Annotated in this window: 16 protein-coding genes and 1 tRNA gene; 7 read left to right on the forward strand and 10 right to left on the reverse strand. The window is 36.2% G+C overall.

Annotation, left to right across the window (positions count from 1 at the left end):
- Positions 1-16 precede the first annotated feature (16 nt).
- The 3 genes from RM706_RS04525 to RM706_RS04535 all read left to right on the forward strand — a co-directional run bounded on the left by RM706_RS04525 (position 17) and on the right by RM706_RS04535 (position 1,494).
- Positions 17-964, forward strand: coding sequence for a PorP/SprF family type IX secretion system membrane protein (locus RM706_RS04525; protein WP_311349838.1), 948 nt, complete (start codon positions 17-19; stop codon positions 962-964).
- Positions 965-1,011: 47 nt separating this feature from the next.
- Positions 1,012-1,362 carry a dihydroneopterin aldolase gene (gene folB / locus RM706_RS04530; protein ID WP_311349839.1) on the forward strand — a complete coding sequence of 117 codons (351 nt, stop codon included), beginning with the start codon at positions 1,012-1,014 and terminating at the stop codon, positions 1,360-1,362.
- Between the two features lie 61 nt (positions 1,363-1,423).
- Positions 1,424-1,494, forward strand: a tRNA-Cys gene (locus RM706_RS04535).
- A 22-nt stretch (positions 1,495-1,516) separates the two neighbouring features.
- Here the strand turns inward: RM706_RS04535 and RM706_RS04540 are convergent.
- From RM706_RS04540 to rnr, 3 genes are read right to left on the reverse strand one after another with little or no spacing between them, the layout of a single operon-like run.
- On the reverse strand, positions 1,517-2,188 hold the full coding sequence (locus tag RM706_RS04540) for a LysE family translocator (protein ID WP_311349840.1): 672 nt from the start codon (positions 2,186-2,188) through the stop codon (positions 1,517-1,519).
- A 1-nt stretch (position 2,189) separates the two neighbouring features.
- Positions 2,190-2,873: a head GIN domain-containing protein gene (locus RM706_RS04545; RefSeq protein WP_311349841.1), complete on the reverse strand. Its 684-nt coding sequence runs from the start codon at positions 2,871-2,873 to the stop codon at positions 2,190-2,192.
- 57 nt (positions 2,874-2,930) lie between these two features.
- Positions 2,931-5,120 carry a ribonuclease R gene (gene rnr, locus RM706_RS04550; RefSeq protein WP_311349842.1) on the reverse strand — a complete coding sequence of 730 codons (2,190 nt, stop codon included), beginning with the start codon at positions 5,118-5,120 and terminating at the stop codon, positions 2,931-2,933.
- Between the two features lie 594 nt (positions 5,121-5,714).
- Here rnr and rpiB point away from each other — a divergent pair.
- From rpiB to RM706_RS04570, 4 genes are all read left to right on the forward strand, one after another.
- Complete coding sequence (gene rpiB / locus RM706_RS04555) at positions 5,715-6,146, forward strand: ribose 5-phosphate isomerase B (RefSeq protein ID WP_311349843.1); 432 nt, start codon at positions 5,715-5,717, stop codon at positions 6,144-6,146.
- 535 nt (positions 6,147-6,681) lie between these two features.
- Positions 6,682-8,448: a glycoside hydrolase family 9 protein gene (locus RM706_RS04560; RefSeq protein ID WP_311349844.1), complete on the forward strand. Its 1,767-nt coding sequence runs from the start codon at positions 6,682-6,684 to the stop codon at positions 8,446-8,448.
- 23 nt (positions 8,449-8,471) lie between these two features.
- Positions 8,472-9,392: a cation diffusion facilitator family transporter gene (locus RM706_RS04565; RefSeq protein ID WP_311349845.1), complete on the forward strand. Its 921-nt coding sequence runs from the start codon at positions 8,472-8,474 to the stop codon at positions 9,390-9,392.
- Positions 9,393-9,398: 6 nt separating this feature from the next.
- Positions 9,399-9,839 carry a GNAT family N-acetyltransferase gene (locus RM706_RS04570; protein WP_311349846.1) on the forward strand — a complete coding sequence of 147 codons (441 nt, stop codon included), beginning with the start codon at positions 9,399-9,401 and terminating at the stop codon, positions 9,837-9,839.
- Here RM706_RS04570 and RM706_RS04575 read toward each other — a convergent pair.
- The 7 genes from RM706_RS04575 to RM706_RS04605 all read right to left on the reverse strand — a co-directional run bounded on the left by RM706_RS04575 (position 9,836) and on the right by RM706_RS04605 (position 18,462).
- The gene (locus RM706_RS04575) at positions 9,836-10,444 is read right to left on the reverse strand and encodes a hypothetical protein (RefSeq protein ID WP_311349847.1); all 609 of its coding nucleotides are present in this window, start codon (positions 10,442-10,444) and stop codon (positions 9,836-9,838) included. The two genes, RM706_RS04570 and RM706_RS04575, sit on opposite strands and share 4 nt — an antisense overlap.
- Complete coding sequence (gene dcm / locus RM706_RS04580; protein ID WP_311349848.1) at positions 10,444-11,664, reverse strand: DNA (cytosine-5-)-methyltransferase; 1,221 nt, start codon at positions 11,662-11,664, stop codon at positions 10,444-10,446. The genes RM706_RS04575 and dcm overlap by 1 nt, the downstream gene beginning before the upstream one ends.
- Positions 11,665-11,685: 21 nt before the next feature.
- Positions 11,686-12,879, reverse strand: a complete 1,194-nt coding sequence (locus RM706_RS04585; protein ID WP_311349849.1) for an alpha/beta hydrolase — start codon at positions 12,877-12,879, stop codon at positions 11,686-11,688.
- Positions 12,880-12,895: 16 nt separating this feature from the next.
- Positions 12,896-14,521, reverse strand: a complete 1,626-nt coding sequence (locus RM706_RS04590; RefSeq protein WP_311349850.1) for a S41 family peptidase — start codon at positions 14,519-14,521, stop codon at positions 12,896-12,898.
- Positions 14,505-14,891 (reverse strand): ribonuclease P protein component, encoded by a 387-nt coding sequence (gene rnpA / locus RM706_RS04595; RefSeq protein ID WP_311349851.1) that lies wholly within the window; start codon positions 14,889-14,891, stop codon positions 14,505-14,507. Before rnpA ends, RM706_RS04590 begins: the two co-directional genes overlap by 17 nt.
- Positions 14,892-14,959: 68 nt before the next feature.
- A complete protein-coding gene (locus RM706_RS04600; protein WP_311349852.1) occupies positions 14,960-16,813 on the reverse strand; it encodes a M1 family metallopeptidase in 1,854 nt (617 codons plus the stop codon).
- Entirely contained in the window at positions 16,810-18,462 is a 1,653-nt protein-coding gene (locus RM706_RS04605; protein WP_311349853.1) for a S8 family peptidase, read from the reverse strand. The genes RM706_RS04600 and RM706_RS04605 overlap by 4 nt, the downstream gene beginning before the upstream one ends.
- Positions 18,463-18,467 lie beyond the last annotated feature (5 nt).

The raw sequence follows: 18,467 nt of genomic DNA on the forward strand, positions 1-18,467 counted from the left end.
TTTAACCTGTAGAGTCATGAAAAAGACCCAAATCTTATTGCTTTTCTCTCTTTTTACCTTGATTGTAAAAGGACAAGAGCTCACCATACCACAATTATCACAGTATATTGCTGATAACCCTTTTTTAATGTCGCCGACCTACGCCGGTGTTGGTGATCATATTAAAGTTAGGCTTAATGGACTTACCCAATGGGTAGGTATCGAAGATGCTCCAGACACACAAACCGTTGCGGCAGACGCCCGCATCGGAAATCGTTCGGGAATTGGTATGTTAATGTACAACGATAGCAATGGTAATACCAGACAACGAGGGGCCAGAGTTTCTTTTGCTCATCATTTGACCCTTGATCGTTATGATGACGAATTTTTGTCTTTTGGTCTTTCTTATAACTTTAATCAATTTAGAATTGACGTTGAAAACTTTAGGGATTCTAATGGTCAAATACCCACGGATGATAAATCAACGGTAAATCATAATTTTGATTTAGGGGTGCTTTATAGGTTGGATAAATTTTACTTAAGTCTAAATGCTTCAAACATCTTGCCGAAAAACTTAGAGCAATTCAACCCTACTTTCGAGCCCAATACATTAAGAAATTATTATTTATACTCCGGTTATAGTTTCATGAAAAACAAGAACAGTAAATTGGAATTTGAGCCTTCTGTTTTCTTTCAATGGTTTGAAAATGATGGGCGTTCCGTAACCGATTTAAATGCAAAATTTCGTTTTCACAACTTTGAAGATTACTATTATGTTGGGCTTACCTATCGTTTCTTGAACGATCAATTGGGGGCGCCTTTGTATGTTGCCCCAATAGCGGGGCTTAAAAAGAACAATTTCTACTTCGGGTATTCATATCAGGTTATTACAAACGAAATATTAGGGTATAGCCAAGGAACGCATGTTCTTACCGTTGGTATGGATTTGTTCCAGGGAATTAGTAATTGTCGTTGTACCTACTAGTTTTTTGCTTTCTTTAGATTAGTTTTGCTTTTTATTTTTCTGAAGTAATGGGCAAGATTAGATTGAACAACATAAGGGTGCACGCGTGGCACGGTTGTCTAAAAGAAGAGAGTATTATCGGCAGCGATTATAGGGTTGACCTTGAAGTCGCTTGTAATCTATCAAAACCTTCTGAAACAGACCAGCTCAATGACACTGTTGACTACGTTCATCTAAACAATATCGTAAAAGAAGAAATGAACATTAAGTCTAAACTCTTAGAGCATGTTGCAAAGCGGATTCTAGATCGTATTTTTTTAGAAATTCCTTTAGTCAATAATGCCGAAGTTGTTGTCTCTAAAATTAACCCTCCTTTAGGTGGTGATGTTCAAAGTGTTTCGGTAACTCTTGCTCGATAAGAATAGCGAGCTTGCGTTTTGGAAACAAAAAATTAGTGTGGTACATTTGCACCACCAAAATGGCATCGTGGCCGAGTGGCTAGGCACAGCTCTGCAAAAGCTTGTACAGCGGTTCGAATCCGCTCGATGCCTCAAAAAAACCCGGTAGTAAGACTTACCGGGTTTTTTGTTCATTTATACGTTCAATACCCTCTTTAATGTTGAATTTGTCTTTTGGTAAGAAACCCTTGGTAATCAATACAATTCCGCATATTATCAAAACCAACCCAAGACCCTTCTTTATAAGCACAATTCGTTCTTTTGTCAATTTTTTACGAAGCTGTTTTGCCAATAAAATCTTGAATACATCAGTAATAAAATATACCGCCAACATTGTTCCAAAAAACACTAAAATTCGGTTGGGTTGATTATCAAGGCTTGGACCAACAATAATCAAAACGCCCAGCCAAAACACCAGTACCCCTATATTGATAAAGTTTAGCAAGAACCCTTTTACCAATAATGCTAAATAAGTTCCTTTTTTAGCTTTTACCCTCTCTTTCTTCCCTTCTTTGTTTACAAAAATTACAATTCCATAAACTAGAATAATCATTCCCCCAAATACATAAAGACCTGGTTGATTGCTCAAGTTTTCCAACAATTGAAAGCTGCTGAAGTAAGCAATAACAAGAAAGATAACATCAGCTATAATTACCCCAATATTCAGAAAAAGCCCGGCTCTAAATCCTTTTGTGGTACTGGTTTCCAAAAGAACAAAAAATACAGGACCAATCATAAAGCTCAGTAAAAAGCCCAGTGGAATTGCTGCCTGTATATCTTCTATCATTTTATTCTACTCGTTCAATTTTTCCGCCAAAAACGGTCTTTTCATCCATTTTTTCTGGATCTCCGTATACTTTTACGGTTCCCCCTGCTTTTACATCTGCTTTTACATATTTAGTTGCATAAAGCGTTGCATTTCCTCCAGCGTTTACAGAAATAGTAGTGAACTTGCTTTTAAATTTGCTTCCGTTATAAGAACCACCTGTGTTTATGATAATATCTTGATTATCTGTAAAACCAGATGTGGTTACCTTTCCTCCAGTCACTGCCTTGACAAGCATTTGTTCGGTTTGGCAATTTAGCTCCAATTCACCACCTTCTTGTGCTCTAAGTTCCAATACTTCTTGGGTAAAGGTTTCTTCAGATGTAATTCTGGCATCTTCATTTACATCAACAAGGGTTAATTTTTCGGTAAAGTACAAATCAATAAAAGTGCGGTAACCACTAAATATTTTATCTAACTGCATGCGTATTTTTAGCTTGCCCCCATTGTTCACGATAACCACTTTTTGGGTATTTGCTCCAGTGATGACCGCCTTGTTTTCAGTCGATGGAATTAAATTAACAGCTAAGCCGTCAAATGCTTTTAATTCGGTAAATTTTTGAAGTTCTTGAATTATTTTTTCTTCTTGTGCATATAGACCTTGAAGTAAAAAAAATAATGACAAGACAAAACATTGCTTTTTCATTATTTATTATTTTGATTGATGTTCTTTTACTTAAACAAAATTTATTCAAAAAAAGTATTATTCATACTTTCCTACTAAAGAAAAATCTAAGTGTCTTTTTATTAAATCAGTGTTTTTAACCATAACGACAACCTCGTCGCCCAACTGATACATTTTATGAAACCGGTCTCCAATAATAGCATATTGCTTTTCATCAAAGGTGTAATAGTCATCTTTAATATCGCGAATACGTACCATACCTTCGCATTTATTCTCAATAATCTCTACATATATTCCCCATTCCGTAACACCAGATATTACACCTATAAACTCTTTATCACTATGGTCTTGCATAAATTTAATCTGCATGTATTTGATAGAGTCCCTTTCCGCACTTGAAGCCAATATTTCCATACTTGATGAATGTTTACACTTTTCTTCATAAACTTCTTCTTTTGCAGATTTGCCGCCATCGAGATAATGTTGCAACAACCGATGCACCATAACGTCAGGATATCTTCTTATAGGTGAAGTAAAATGACTATAGTATTCAAAAGCTAAACCATAATGTCCAATATTCTCAGTGGTGTAGGTCGCCTTGCTCATACTTCGTATAGTGAGCGTATCGACCAAATTTTGTTCTTTCTTGCCCCTTACATCACTTAATAACTTGTTTAAAGAGGAGCTAATACTATTTTTATCCTTCAGGTTAACACTATGCCCAAATCTAGAAATAACTCCATTCAAAGCTATCAATTTATCTTCGTCGGGTTCATCATGAATTCGATACACGAAGGTCTTTTTAGGCTTTTGTTTTCCTATAAACTCAGCCACTTTTCTGTTTGCTAAAAGCATGAACTCTTCTATGAGCTTATTAGCCTCTTTTGCTTCTTTAAAATAAACGCTATCTGGTTCGTTCTTATCACTTAAATTAAACCTCACCTCTATTTTATCAAAAGATATAGCACCGGCACCCATGCGTTTTTCACGCATAATTTTGGCTAATCTGTCAAAGGTTAAAGTAGCTTCAACAACCTCTTTGGAAACGGAATACTCATCTTTTCTAATGGAAATTTCTTCAGGTATATAGCCTTCCGATGTTTCTATAATATGTTGTGCCTCTTCATAAGCAAATCGTTCATTGGAATTAATAACAGTTCTACCAAACCATTGATCTTTGATTATAGCATTATCATCAAGTTCAAATATAGCAGAAAAGGTATATTTTTCTTCATTTGGTCTCAGCGAACAAGCATTATTTGATAAAACCTCTGGCAACATAGGCACTACACGATCTACTAGATATACCGATGTTGCCCTATTATAGGCTTCTTCTTCTAAAATAGAATCTGGTAAAACATAATGAGAAACATCGGCAATATGAATGCCGATTTCATAATTACCATTTTCAAGTTTCTCAAAAGAAAGCGCATCGTCAAAATCTTTAGCATCTTTTGGATCTATTGTAAAGGTCAACACCTCTCGCATATCCCTTCGTTTGGTAATTTCTTCTGCCTTTATTGTAGTATCTAAAGTATTGGCATATTGCTCTACCTCGTACGGAAATTCATAAGGTAAACCATATTCAGCAAGAATGGAATGTATTTCTGTATGATGCTCTCCTGGTTTACCTAGTACCTCAATAATAGTTCCATAAGGTGACTCTCTATCAGAAGGCCACTCACCCAGCGTAACCAAAACTTTATCACCATCTTCTGCTTTTTTGGTTTTTTCAATAGGTACGAAAATATCCGTATACATTCTTGAATCGGTAGGTCTGACAAAAGCAAACGTTTTCTTTCTTTCAAGAATACCGACAAATGTTGTTTTTTTACGTTCCAAAATACGAATCACTTCACCTTCTGGGCGTTTTTTGTTTTTTGATGGTCTTAATTTTACTTCAACCAAATCACCATGGAAAGCTTTATTGATTTTATGGTTTGGAATAAAAACATCTTCATCTAAATCATCAACCAAAATATAGGCATTGCCACTAGAGGTCATATCGACCTTACCTGATAAAACAGTAAACAGCGATGGTTTCATTTGAAACTTACCTCGCTCTATCTCTTTAATACGGTCTTTTTGTTTTAGTTGCCCCAATCTCTTTATTAAATCATTGCGCAACTGAGTATCAGTAATACCCATTTTAGAAGCAATCTGTTTGTAATTAAAAGATTTTGAAGGTTCTTTTTCTAATACTGTAAAAATGCCCTTTGTAATTTCATTCTTTTGTTGGCTTCGTGTTCTTTTCTTTTTTTTAGACATTAAGTAGTAGTATTTTACTGAAAAGTACAAATTAAAATCTGCGTGTTTAAACAAATCATTCTAATCAAACAGGAATATCAACATTTATTAACATTATATAAATTACTTTTTTTCTTTTTAAAAATTTTAAAATAAAAATGATGGTTATGATAGCGTGTTGAAATATGGAATAAAATTATTGTTTAATTCTTGCTTTGAACGATAAAAAGTTTTTATTGACAATTTATACAATACAGAATATTTTAAAAACCAAGGCATTATCTATTTTGTCGACAATTGGTGATAACCTCTTTCAACATAAATTTATTAATAACTGAACGTTAGTTTAATGTTAATTACAACTACAAAACCCTTGATATTTTATATTTAAATTTTAATGAATTGTATGGTTTATGTAATGAAAAAGATTGTATTGCTAAAAATATAGCAGAAAACAAATTTTATTCTTCATCAATTATCTTCTTATTTTCAACAAAAGGCTGTTCTTTTTAATGAGTTGATTTAAAGTCAGATATATTATTTTATATTCGTTTATCAACAAACCCAAATCAAAAGAATTGTATCTTTGGTTTAGCTAACCTAAATCAATATACAATGAAAATAGCTATCGGAAATGACCACGCCGGCACGGAGTACAAACTAGCCATTGTAGGTTATCTAAAATCAAAGGACATTACGGTTACCAACTATGGCACTGATGGTACCGATAGTGTTGATTACCCCGATTTTGCGCACCCGGTTGCTGAAGATGTAGAACAAGGAAACGTAGATTTTGGTATTGTTGTTTGTGGTAGTGGTAATGGTGCAAACATGACTGCAAATAAGCACCAGTTAGTGCGGAGTGCGTTATGTTGGAACAAAGAGATTACCACATTGGCCAGAGAACACAATGATGCCAATGTTTTGAGTCTACCTGCACGATTTATTGCCTTGCCCCAAGCCTTGGAAATGGTGGATACTTTTTTAAATACAAAATTTGAAGGGGGCAGACACGAAAGAAGGGTAGAGAAAATATCATGCTCTTGAGCAACAGGCGTATTTAGTATATCAAGTACAAGGTGTTTTGTACAATAGATTTAAAATTGTTATACGTAATACATTACACACAATTGTATTGTAACTGCTATATCTATTGAAATAGGTATTAATTCTTATATTCAAAAAAAAGACCGTAAATACAGATTACGCTACCACTCGTCAGTTATTTCGCCGATATCCTGCATAGCGCGGCTTCGTGGGTAAGCTGAAAATGAACCAATAAGAAAACCCTAAACTATTTGTAAAAACCAACTTTACAAGAAAAGAAAATGGTACAAGATTATAAAACCATAGACTTATTTGGTAAGCTACTATTTGAAACAATTATTTTAAAACTGCCTTACAAAAAGCCTAATTTAATGCCCAATGAGGCCCGCTTTTTGTACATACTTAAAGGTGAGTACGATAGATTTTTCTCAGCCAGTCATAAATAATACTGTTGGCTTCAAATAAGGGTTTTTATAATCAAAACAACCGTTTATAAAGAGTTTTTAGTTAGATTTATTAAATAAAACCTTTGGTTATGAAGTACTTACCATCTTTCTTTTTTCTAACATTTGTTTTAGCCTGTAATACAAAAAAGCCACCAACAAATGATTTGGAAGCTAATACTGGTAAGATTGAAATAGTAACTGAAAAATCAAAGCATTTACGATCGGCGTCAGATCTCATTCGATTAAACCAATTAGGGTATTTTTCAAATACAACAAAGATTGGCAGCTTCGTTGGAGAAATCGAAACAACTTCTTTTACTATAATCGACCTTAAAACCGGCAAAGAAGTTTTTGCTGGAAATATGGGAGAGGAAAAGCCCGCAGAACTTTCTGGGGAAACTATTCGACAATTTGACTTTTCGGGGCTTAAGCAACTTGGCACCTATCAAATTAAATTAGACAATGAGCTGTATTCTCATCCTTTTGAGATTGGAAACACTTTTTATGACGAGGCCCTTATTGCGGTGGCCAAATCTTATTACTATCAAAGAGCTGGTTCGGAAATTACCGATGAACATGGCGGAAGATGGAAGCGCCCAGCAGGGCATTTAGATCAGAAAGTAGAATTCCACTCAGACACTAAAAAAGGCGGTTTTACTGCATCACCTAAAGGGTGGTACGATGCAGGAGACTTTGGGAAGTATATCTCTAACGGCTCTTTTTCTGCAGGGCAGTTACTATATACCTTAGAGCGATACCCAAACCTCTACCCTGATGGTTCATTAAATATTCCAGAAAGCGGTAATAGCATAAATGATTTATTAGACGAAATCAAATATGAAGCCGATTGGATTGCCACCATGCAAGATAAAGATGGGGGAGTATTTCATAAGCTTACAACCAAAAGGTTTAGTGGCGCAATCATGCCGGATGAAGGTGATAAAACACGTTTTATTATGCCCAAAAGCTCAACAGCGACCTTTGATTTTGCAGCTTTTTTGGCCAAGATGGCACGACATTATAAAACACACGACGAAGACCAAGCCCAAAAATGGCTGACTCAGGCCAAAAAAGCGTGGGAATGGGGCTCTCAAAACCCCAACGTAAATTTTAAAAACCCTGACGATGTTGTAACAGGAGAGTATGGTGATGATGATTCTTCGCAAGAACAATTTTGGGCCGCAGCGGAACTATATGCTTGCACTGGCGAACAAGAGTATTTAAACTTCATAGTAAATAATATTCCAGATCTTACTTATGCCAATGGCGATGGATGGCAAAGCTTTATGCGCTACTTGGGGGTATTTACTTTATTGAACGACAATGTGGTCCTTCCAACGGATGTAAAAGATATGCTAAAGAAGAAATTGATTGTTGTCGCTGATGATTTAACAAACCGCGTGCAAACGTTTGATTACCAACAAGGGGTAAATGATTTTCAATGGGGGTCAAACAGCGATGTTCAAAACGTGGCCTTTGTCATTGGTGAAGCGCATCATAGTTCACCTAACCCAGTATATGTAGACGCCGTTCTTTCTTCATTAAACTATTTGTTTGGGCACAATGGAACAGGGTATTCAATGGTCACCGGTATTGGAGATAAACCACCGCTAAATGTACACCATAGGCATTCAAAGGCCGATAGTATTGTAGATCCAGTGCCAGGTTTTGTTTGTGGCGGACCTAATGATGATAGGCAAGATGGACATGAAGTTGATTATCCAGAGAACGCTTCTCAAATGCATTCTTATAAAGATGTTTGGGAAAGTTACGCGAGCAATGAAGTTTGTTTGAACTGGAATGCGCCAACGCCTTATATTATTTATTTTGCGATTGAGGCAGGCAAATCAAAATAAATAAAAATTTTTAAAGACAAACCATGGCACATTCGCACCACCATCATCACAGCCATGGCCACAATCATGATTTAAAAGGAAGAAACTTAGGAATTTCTATCTTCCTTAACATCATTATTACTGCTGCTCAAGTAATAGGCGGGCTGGTTTCAGGGAGCCTAGCCTTGCTATCAGATGCCCTTCATAATTTTAGCGATGTATTGTCTTTGGTTATCAGCTATGTTGCCAATTGGCTTTCAAAGAAGAAAGCATCCACCAATAAAACTTTTGGCTACAAAAGAGCCGAAATTATAGCGGCTTTTGTGAATGCCGCAACATTAATGGTAGTTGCTGTTTTTTTGATTATTGAAGCCGTTAAACGTTTTTATAATCCAGAAGAAATCGGATCTGATTTAGTTATTTGGTTGTCTGTAATCGCTATTCTAGGCAATGGTTTTAGTGTTCTGCTTATTAGAAAAGATGCAGATATCAATATGAATATGAAATCGGCCTATTTGCACTTGCTGACCGATATGATGGCTTCTATTGCCGTATTGATAGGGGGTGTTTTAATGAAGTTCTATGAAATATACTGGATTGACCCCTTACTTACCCTTTTAATTGCGCTATATTTAATTTATATGGGTTATGATTTATTAAAGGAGTCTACAAAAGTATTGATGTTGTTTACGCCTAAATCGATAGCCGTACAAGAAATTGTAAATGTTATTTCAGAAATCAAACTGATTAAAAATGTCCACCATGTTCATATTTGGCAATTGAACGAAGAAGAGATCCACTTAGAGGCACATATTGATTTTAAAGAGGATATCAAACTCTCTGAATTTGATGTAATCTTAGAACAGATAGAAGAGCACGTTTATTACGAATTTGGCATCAATCATGTTAATATTCAACCAGAGTATGGTAAATGCGACAGCAAAAAAATAATTGTACAAGATTAACGGCTCATGAAGATTTCAGCAAAAACATTTGATAAGTTAACAACGAAAGAGCTTTACGGCATTCTTCAATTACGAAGTGAGGTTTTTGTGGTTGAGCAGAACTGTGTTTATCAAGATGTTGATAACAAAGATTATAAAGCTATTCATTTAATCGGGCAAAAAGCTAATCAGGTAGTAGCTTATACCAGGGTATTTAAACCCGGAGATTACTTTGAGAAGACCGCTATTGGTCGGGTTGTTGTGAAAGCATCGGAAAGAAAATACGGTTATGGAAAAATCATTATGCAAGCTACTTTAGACTATATCGAACAAGATTTAAAAGAAACCCAAATTGAGCTGTCCGCACAAACCTATTTGATAAAGTTTTATAATAGTCTTGGTTTTCTTGAAGAAGGAATCGAATATCTTGAAGATGATATTCCCCATATTAAAATGGTTAAGACTTAAACCAATCTTTTGGCAACCCCAAGTTCTAATAACCAATCTAACTTTAAGATGAGGTTTAAGGGTCTTTCGGCCTTATTCTTTTTTGACAAGAACAAGTAACCCTCTTTGCGGCAATCCAATTCGTTTACACAGATTTTACCTTGAAAATTTTGATTATAATGGTTTCTAAGATTAGTTTTATCAAGCCCTCTTTTAATAAGAATATCTTGTAGCCTCGCTCTATTGACCAAAGTTATTTTACATGTTGAGAATAGTGTGCCGCCATCATTATAGATAGCTGTAATTAGGGCGTAAAAATCAGTTTTCTTTTTAATGTCAAAAAACCACCCCTCTTTTTCAATCTCATTTTTGTAATAACAAATCTCGAAAGCAAAAGTGGGCAAATCTTCATTGATGTAATCCAATTGTGCCTTTTCGTCAATATGAAACTTATTCGAGCTGATTTTATGTATGAAGTTTACATCAACACCTTGAAATTGTTCTTTACGATTCTTTACGCGCTTGAAATCGTAATTTTTGAGGTGTTTTGCGTAATAGGCATCTAAAAGAACAGCAAGCTTTTGTTCTTTTGCCAGGTCTGAGTCGAAAGAACTTTTCAAACCCATTAAGAGCTTATTTTGTTCAAAAGGGCAGCACCAATTTTTTCAACAATACCGACGACAAGAGCATTCCCCATAAAAAAAGCCCGTTTTGTATCAGAAATTCCCGCTAACTTGGTATGATTGTCTGGAAACATATTCAAGCGCTCAAGCTCTATAGGGGTTAATCTACGTAGTCCTCTGTTAGTATGGACAACATGTTTGAACCTTGAAGGCGATTTACCACCTTCGCCTGTAATTATTGTTCTAGAAGGCTTATCTAAATCATCTGGAAAAACCATAGCCCCTTCCGCATAATTATATTGAAACCCCTCTTTTGTGGTTCTTACTTCTTTTTTGGACCCTTTTAAATATTGCCACCTCGGCAAATCATTTTCAGAAATAAAAAAGTCATCTGTTACCGCTCCATTTTGTAAAACTTGAGAAAGTTTGGAGAAATCTCCATTATATGATGGATCAACTTTTAATGTAGAGACCTTTCCATTGACACAAATACCCCCATTTAAAAATGGAGACAGCTTTTCGTTTTTATTAAAATTTTCGGACAATGAAACCAAGTCTTCATCAAGCACAAACTCAAGGTAGCTATTATCTGCTTTATGTGCTGGAAAGGCATTGGCTAGGATACCATTACTCAAAACAGAGTCTATGGCGGACGTTTTGAGTATTTTTTTATAGATCGGTGCTGATTTGTGCACTCCAAGAAAAAATACACGTCTTCGGCGTTGTGGCATTCCATATTCGGCGGCATTGATAACACGCCATTCAATGGCATAACCTAAATTTGAAAGACTCCTTAGCATAATCGCAAAATCTCTCCCTCGTTGATTAGAGGGAGATTTTAACAAGCGGTCTACATTTTCTAAAATCAGATATTGGGGCTTGTTTTTTTTCTCTTGAAGAATTCTGTAGATAGACCACCACAACACCCCTTTTTTTCCGATAAGTCCTTTTGAGTTCTTAAGGGTGGTGGCAACGGAATAGTCTTGGCAAGGAAAACCACCTACCAGCACATCGTGATCAGGTATTTCAACAGTTCGTACTTGTTCAATATCAATATTAGAGTGATTTTTAGCGCCAAAACGGGCCTCATAGACCATTGATGCATGTTGCGTCTTGGTGGATGGCTCCCATTGATTGCTCCACACGACCTCATAGGTGTCGGCTTTCTCTAGCCCTAATCGAAAACCACCAACACCGGCGAAAAGTTCACATACTTTCAACATAAGGGCACAAAATAGAAAGAATTATCTAGGATAGATCATATCGCGAATCTTTTTAGCAAAGACCACTTTTGGACTTTCTGAATCAGAAAAATTAGAACGATTATTTTCATAAGCTGCTGCAAAAACACCAAACTTAATACGCTCAACCATTAGTTTTAACTGGGGCTCATCTTTTTGCTTAATTTTGTTCAATTTCCCAATTTCTTGTTCCCACCAATCAAGTTTTGCACTTCGAGGATTACTAAAATCTTCATACAACCTATTGTAAAGTTTTGTATTGATCTCCTTCTCTTTTGTTAAGGCAACATTAAGCGATTTGAGCTCTCTTTTGTATGACTTTGATTTCTTTAATTCTAAATACTTTTTTTGAATAGCCGGTTTTTCGCGTGAACTTGAATGCAACGTCATCATTCTTTCATAAGTTTCCGCAGCCAATAAAAACTCACCAGAACGTTCAAACACCAATGCTTTTTCTAATTCTTCGTTAAATGCGATTGACAGCTCTTTTTGATTACCATTTTCTTGCAGATATAACCACCGAAAGGCTTGATTGATATACGCTTTGGCAGGCCAACTATGATTATCTGGATAGGTAATCAACGTATTTTTGAATTGGAGGCGATTCAAAAACTCTTTGTTACGCATCATCTCGGCATAATTCATATCTGCATTACCGCAGAGACCAACGTACGCAAAGTTTTGTGTTGATGGCACATGTGAAGGATTTGAAGAAAACCCAGCACCACAGGCAACAACCCCTTTAAACTTATTAGTCAACGAAGCGATGGCCGTGGCCAACCTTGAGCCACCTGAAAATCCAGAAACGTACATTTCACTTTCTTTAATGTTAAAACTTTTGAAAACATGGTCAAAAAGGCGGTTCGCAATCTCAAAACTTTTCTCCATTAGGCCGTTTTTAGAATTGTTGGAACAAACAATAATATGGCCATAAGCTTCTGCCGCCTCTGTAAATGGTGTTGCACCAATTCGACCTCTTGCGCCTGGTTCAAATACGAATATAATTGAACTTAGAGAGTCTTTATGAAATGTTGTAGGGAGGTATAATGAAAAGGTTTCTTCTTTGCTATTTAAAACAGGAATTGAATCTAAAATTTTTCCTGTTTCAAAAGTCTTTTGACCAAAAAAGCAAAAAGGCACTAACAATAAACACAAAAAAAACAAAGCATTTACTTTTAAGACTCCCGTAGTTTTCAAAATTTTGCTACTACAATTATTGTAAAATGGCATGATATTTTTGTTGGTTTTTGAGCAGCTCTACAGCAGTTAAAATGGCATCATCATGCTGTAAATTATAATCATAAAGTCCATCTCGATAAAAATATCGCTTAATGATTTCGTCTTTAAGCTTTTTTGAAATTTCAGTTTTATAAGTATCTAAAGCGGCGATTTTTCCTCTATTGACAGCTAAAAGCAGTTCTTTATATTTATTTTGAACATTAGCACCTAATAGGCTATCGTCTTTGTTAAGAGCCTCTTCTAACAAATTTTCGGTTTCCGTTTTAAAAGTGAAGCTTTCTCCCCCTACAAATTTCTTGAAATCAGTATAATCGGACTCAGAAAAAGAAAAATCATCCGTGTTGGCAAAGGTGTTGTTATAATAGAAGTTGGTAGCAAAATCAAAAATAATATTGTCTTGCATCAAGGCATCAGTAAGGGCATTTGATTTTGAAGAAGCTATCTCAACATCTGGCATTACACCGCCACCATCTTCTACGGTTCTTCCATTTCGCGTTTTGAATTGATTAAATTTACTGTTACGAACGGCATTGCCTTCGTCATCTCTATTCCAATAGTCTAAAGACTGAATACATCTACCGGAAGGGGTAAAGTACCTTGAAATGGTAACTTTGAGTTGTGTCCCATAGGTCAGCTTTAACGGTCGCTGTACCAAACCTTTTCCAAAACTTCGAGCGCCCATAACAACAGCTCTATCTAAATCTTGCAATCCACCAGAAACAATTTCACTTGCTGAGGCACTACTGCCATTCACCAAAACCACTAAAGGAATATCTAAATCTTCTGGCTGGTTTTTGGTTTTATATTCCTGATTGAATTTTTTGACCTTTGACTTAGTTGTAACTATCAACTCTCCCTTTGGAACAAATAAATTGGTCACATTAATAGCTTCAGATAACAACCCACCAGGATTACCTCTTAAATCTAAGATTAAACGTTCTGCTCCTTGACCTTTTAAATCTTGTATAGCTGATTTTGTTTGGCCTGACGCTTTTCTATTAAACCTTGAAAGAACAACGTATCCAGTTTTGTCATCTACCATATGATAGTAGGGCACAGCATCTACGTCAACACTCTCTCTATTTATAGTTGCAGTTTTGGTTTCACCTAGTCTTTTGAACATGATGTCAACATTCGTGTCGTTAGCTCCTTTTAAAAGCTCACTTGCATTATCATCGAAATCTGCCACTTTGATATCCCCGATTTGAATAATTTCGTCGCCTGCTTTTAGCCCTGCTCTATCAGCTGGGTAGTCTTTGTATGGTTCAACTATTAACAATCGATCTTCATAAGAGCGAACCAATGCACCAATACCAGAATATTCTCCGGCATTTCTGATTTTATAACCTTCAACATCTTGTTCATTTAAAAAGCGAGTGTAAGGGTCTAGTTCGTTAAGCATATTTTTAATGGCAGAATCCATCAACTCCGCGGGGTTGGTTTCATCTACATAATTCATATTGAGCTCTTTAAAAAGTGTAGTGAATATTTCAATCTGCTTTGCAATCTCAAAAAAATCACTCTTAAAACTTGTCGCGGTGAACAAGATGATTATAGCAAAAGCCGGAAGTAATAAGCGTTTTTTATGAAGTTTTTTCATAGGATATTTTTTTTGTGAATTTATCTAAGAGGGCTTTCATTTTTTCATCAACGAGCCGATAACTGGGCATTTCTTTACCAAGATATAAAATAGCGAACGCATAGTTTCCCTCAATGTTGTTAAAAACCATGTGCTTATTCAGACGATATGCCTCACGAAGCAGTCTTTTCACCCTATTCCGCTTAACGGCACTTTTAAAACTTTTCTTAGGAGCGATAACCATAGTTTTAACCTTGCTATTATCACTAAAAGAAGTAGGAAGAAACAGTAGCTTTAACGGAAAATGATTTAGCTGTTTTCCTTCTGCAAAGAGCTGTTCAATCAACTTCTTGCTTTTTAGTTTTTCTTTTTTTGGGAAGGTGAAATCCATGGTTTAAAAATAGAAAATCCGTTATACATGCTTGCATAACGGATTTTGAAATGCTTTTTCAACGCTTTTTATTCTGGTTGATAACCATTATTTTCTTGATTCACATCTGCCATTAATTTTGACGGGTCAATTAAAATTCCAGCAATATTTTCTTTGGGCTTATCGATAATCAACTCATAGGTTGGATATGCCCAAGCCCAATCATCTGCGATGGTTCTTTTTATGTTGCTGTAGGGGTTTTCTTTTTCACCTCGCATCATTCTAAGTGGAATATAATAGGTTTCTTGGCTTCCATCAGCATTAACAACCAGAATATCCAAAGGCATGGGCATTAATCCGATTCGCTCAAGAACAATTTTAGTTTTTTCGCCTTCTTCCACCACCTCTTTTATTCCATAGTCAATGGTATTCGTGGTCTGAGTCCAATCCATTAAATACCAGTCTAGTTCTATACCTGAAAGTTTTTCAGCCGTTCTTTTGATGTCGTTCGGAACAGGGTGCTTGAACTTAAAATCTTCAAAATACCTTCTTATGGTCTCCATTAGTTTCTCTTGACCAATAACATATCCAAGCTGTGATAAAAATATCGACCCCTTACTATAAGCGGCAATACCATACGCAAAGTTCAAGTCATAACGGTCTGAATGGGTTGTCTGCGGCTGCTCTTTGCCCGACTTGACTAGCGCATAATATCCCTTATAAGAACCTTCAAAAGGATTTTCCTTATTCTGTTCCATTATTTCGTTCATGCATAAAGAACTTATGAAAGAAGTAAAGCCTTCATCCATCCAAGAATGTTTAGACTCATTAGTCGCCAAGACATGTTGAAACCAAGAATGTGCCATTTCATGTACCATAACCCCCACTAAACTTCCAAACTTTCTTTCACCAGTAATCAAAGTGCTCATGGCATACTCCATTCCACCATCCCCACCTTGGATAACAGAGTATTGTTCATACGGATATTGACCTATATTCTTGCTAAAAAACTCCATAGCCGCAATGGTTTTTGGTTGCAGCTTTTTCCAATTTTCTTCTAGCTCTGGCTTATCCTTATAAAAGAAATGCAAGGTTGGGCCATTTTCCATTTTAACACTATCATGAACATATTCTGGGTCAGCGGCCCACATAAAATCATGTACATTAGGCGCCTTAAAGTGCCAAGTCAATGTTTTTCCTTTGCTTTTTACTTTTGTTCCTTCAACTTCATACCCATGACCAATTTCATTGGGGTTTTGTAAGTAACCCGACCCACCAATGGTATAATTCTTATCGATTGTTATCCTTACATCGAAATCACCCCAAACGCCGTGAAATTCACGTGCGATATAAGGGTTTGGATGCCAGCCTTCAAAATCATATTCCGCCAATTTTGGATACCATTGACTCATTGAAAGAGCAATACCCTCTGAATTGTTTCTTCCTGAACGGCGTATTTGTAAAGGAACCTGCCCTTTGAAGACCATATCAAAAGTTGTTTTGCCGCCAGAAGGAATAGGCGTTGCCAAATCAACAACCAAAATAGTTTCTTCTTCATTAAAGGTAACATTTGAACCATCTTGAGTTAGCTCTGTCACATGCAAATAACCCATTTCACTTTCCGTTAGCGATGAAATTCGGCTTTCTCCTTCGTTCATCATACGGTCATCACCATCTTTAATGGTTTGTAAGCGGATGTCCATTTCGCTCCCAGGCTGAAATGCGTTAAAATATAGGTGATAATAGACCCGGTTTATTGTTTCAGGAGAATTATTGGTATACACTAATTTTTGTGTGCCCGTGTATTGATACGTTTCAACATCCATATCAACACTCATAGTATAATCAACATGTTGTTGCCAATATGAGTTTTCGTTTTGAGCGATTAAAGTAGTAAGCCCACATAAAAGGGCAAAAACAATTTTCTTAGCTAGTTTTATCATTTTTTGGTATTGTAATCAAGTGTCATTTTTCCTTTTGAAATATTCTCTGCCAAAAGCAGGGCATTGTATGCATTCACCATTTTTCCTGATTTAGAGGCTTCAGAAAAAGGTTTTGCGTTAGAAGCTTCTCCAGACAGCACTACAGATGCCTTAGATCGCAAACCAGACTGCATTAATACTTGTTTTACTTGTAAAGCAGAAAGGCTTGGATAATATGATCGTATCAAAGCTGCAACACCAGCAACGGCTGGAGCCGCCATTGAGGTGCCTCCTTGAAATTCATAAGAATTATTGGGCATCGTGGAATAGATATCATCACCAGGCGCAAAAACATCTACATTTGATTTTCCATAATTTGAAAAAGTCGCTACCATTTTTGAACCATAAGAGGGCGCCAATGCACCAACAGTAATAACATTATTACAAATCTCAGTACCTTCATATCTATGATCATTAGGGAAATTGGGGTTTGAAGGATTATCCAAATCATTGCCGTCATTTCCAGCTGCATGCACAATCAATACGTCTTTTGATTCGGCATATTTGATGGCCTCATATACCCACTCAGCATTTGGCGAAAATGACTTGCCAAAACTACAGTTGATTATTTTTGCTCCATTATCGGTAGCATAACGAATGCCCAAGGCAATATCCTTGTCATACTCATCACCATTTGGCACTGCTCTAATACTCATTAGCCTTACATTTTTTGCCACCCCTTTTATACCTTTTCCATTATCTCGCTCTGCAGCAATAATTCCGGCAACATGGGTACCATGACTTTCATCATCAACACGATTTTTTGGATTGCCATTGCCATATGCGCGACTACTAAAATCATAGGGATTATCACCTACTATCTCACGACCATTAAAGTCTTTATTTAAGTTGTAGTTAACCTGTTCGGTGAAATATGTGATACCTTCAGAAAGTTCAGAGATAACCTCGTCAATAGAATCTGCGTATTGGTACATTTGGCTTAAAACGGAAACACTTTGCTGCAATTGTTCAGTTGTGGGTTCCATTGCCAGTAATTCTTCTTTAGTATAAGAATCTTTCCCCATAGCTTTTTTTACCTCATTGTCCGCATTAGAAACTGCCTGTAATATTTGTTCGTATTGCTGTTTGTTCTGTAAGGCTTTTGGGTATTCTTTATCCAACTCAATTTGGGCTTTTGCTCGGCCAGCGGCATCACCAATATTTAAACGAAGCATTCTTGCATGCTCTAACTGTTCATTATATGATTCTCCCAAAAAATTATAACCATGGATGTCATCTATATAACCATTGCCGTCGTCATCTTTTCCATTATTTGCCTTTTCTCCTTTATTGGTCCATAAAATCCCATCTAAATCCTCATGGGTCAAATCCATACCCGAATCTAAAACCGCAACAATAATAATTTCTCCCTTTTTGCTTCCTATAAGCTCTGAATAAGCTCTGTCTACACTCATGCCTGGAATTGTGTCAGACACTAAATCAGCATGACCCCAAGTTTTTTTCTCATCTTCAGAAAGGTCAGCAATCTTTAGCGGAACAGTATCAATATTTTCAACAGGTGTTGAAACCAATGCTGTAGCACCACATCCGACTAAAAAGATACTAGAAGCAAGAAGGATAAAAAATGATTTTGAATTTACGGTTATCATAAAAT

Source organism: Croceitalea rosinachiae, assembly GCF_031846445.1.
Lineage (GTDB): Bacteria > Bacteroidota > Bacteroidia > Flavobacteriales > Flavobacteriaceae > Croceitalea > Croceitalea rosinachiae.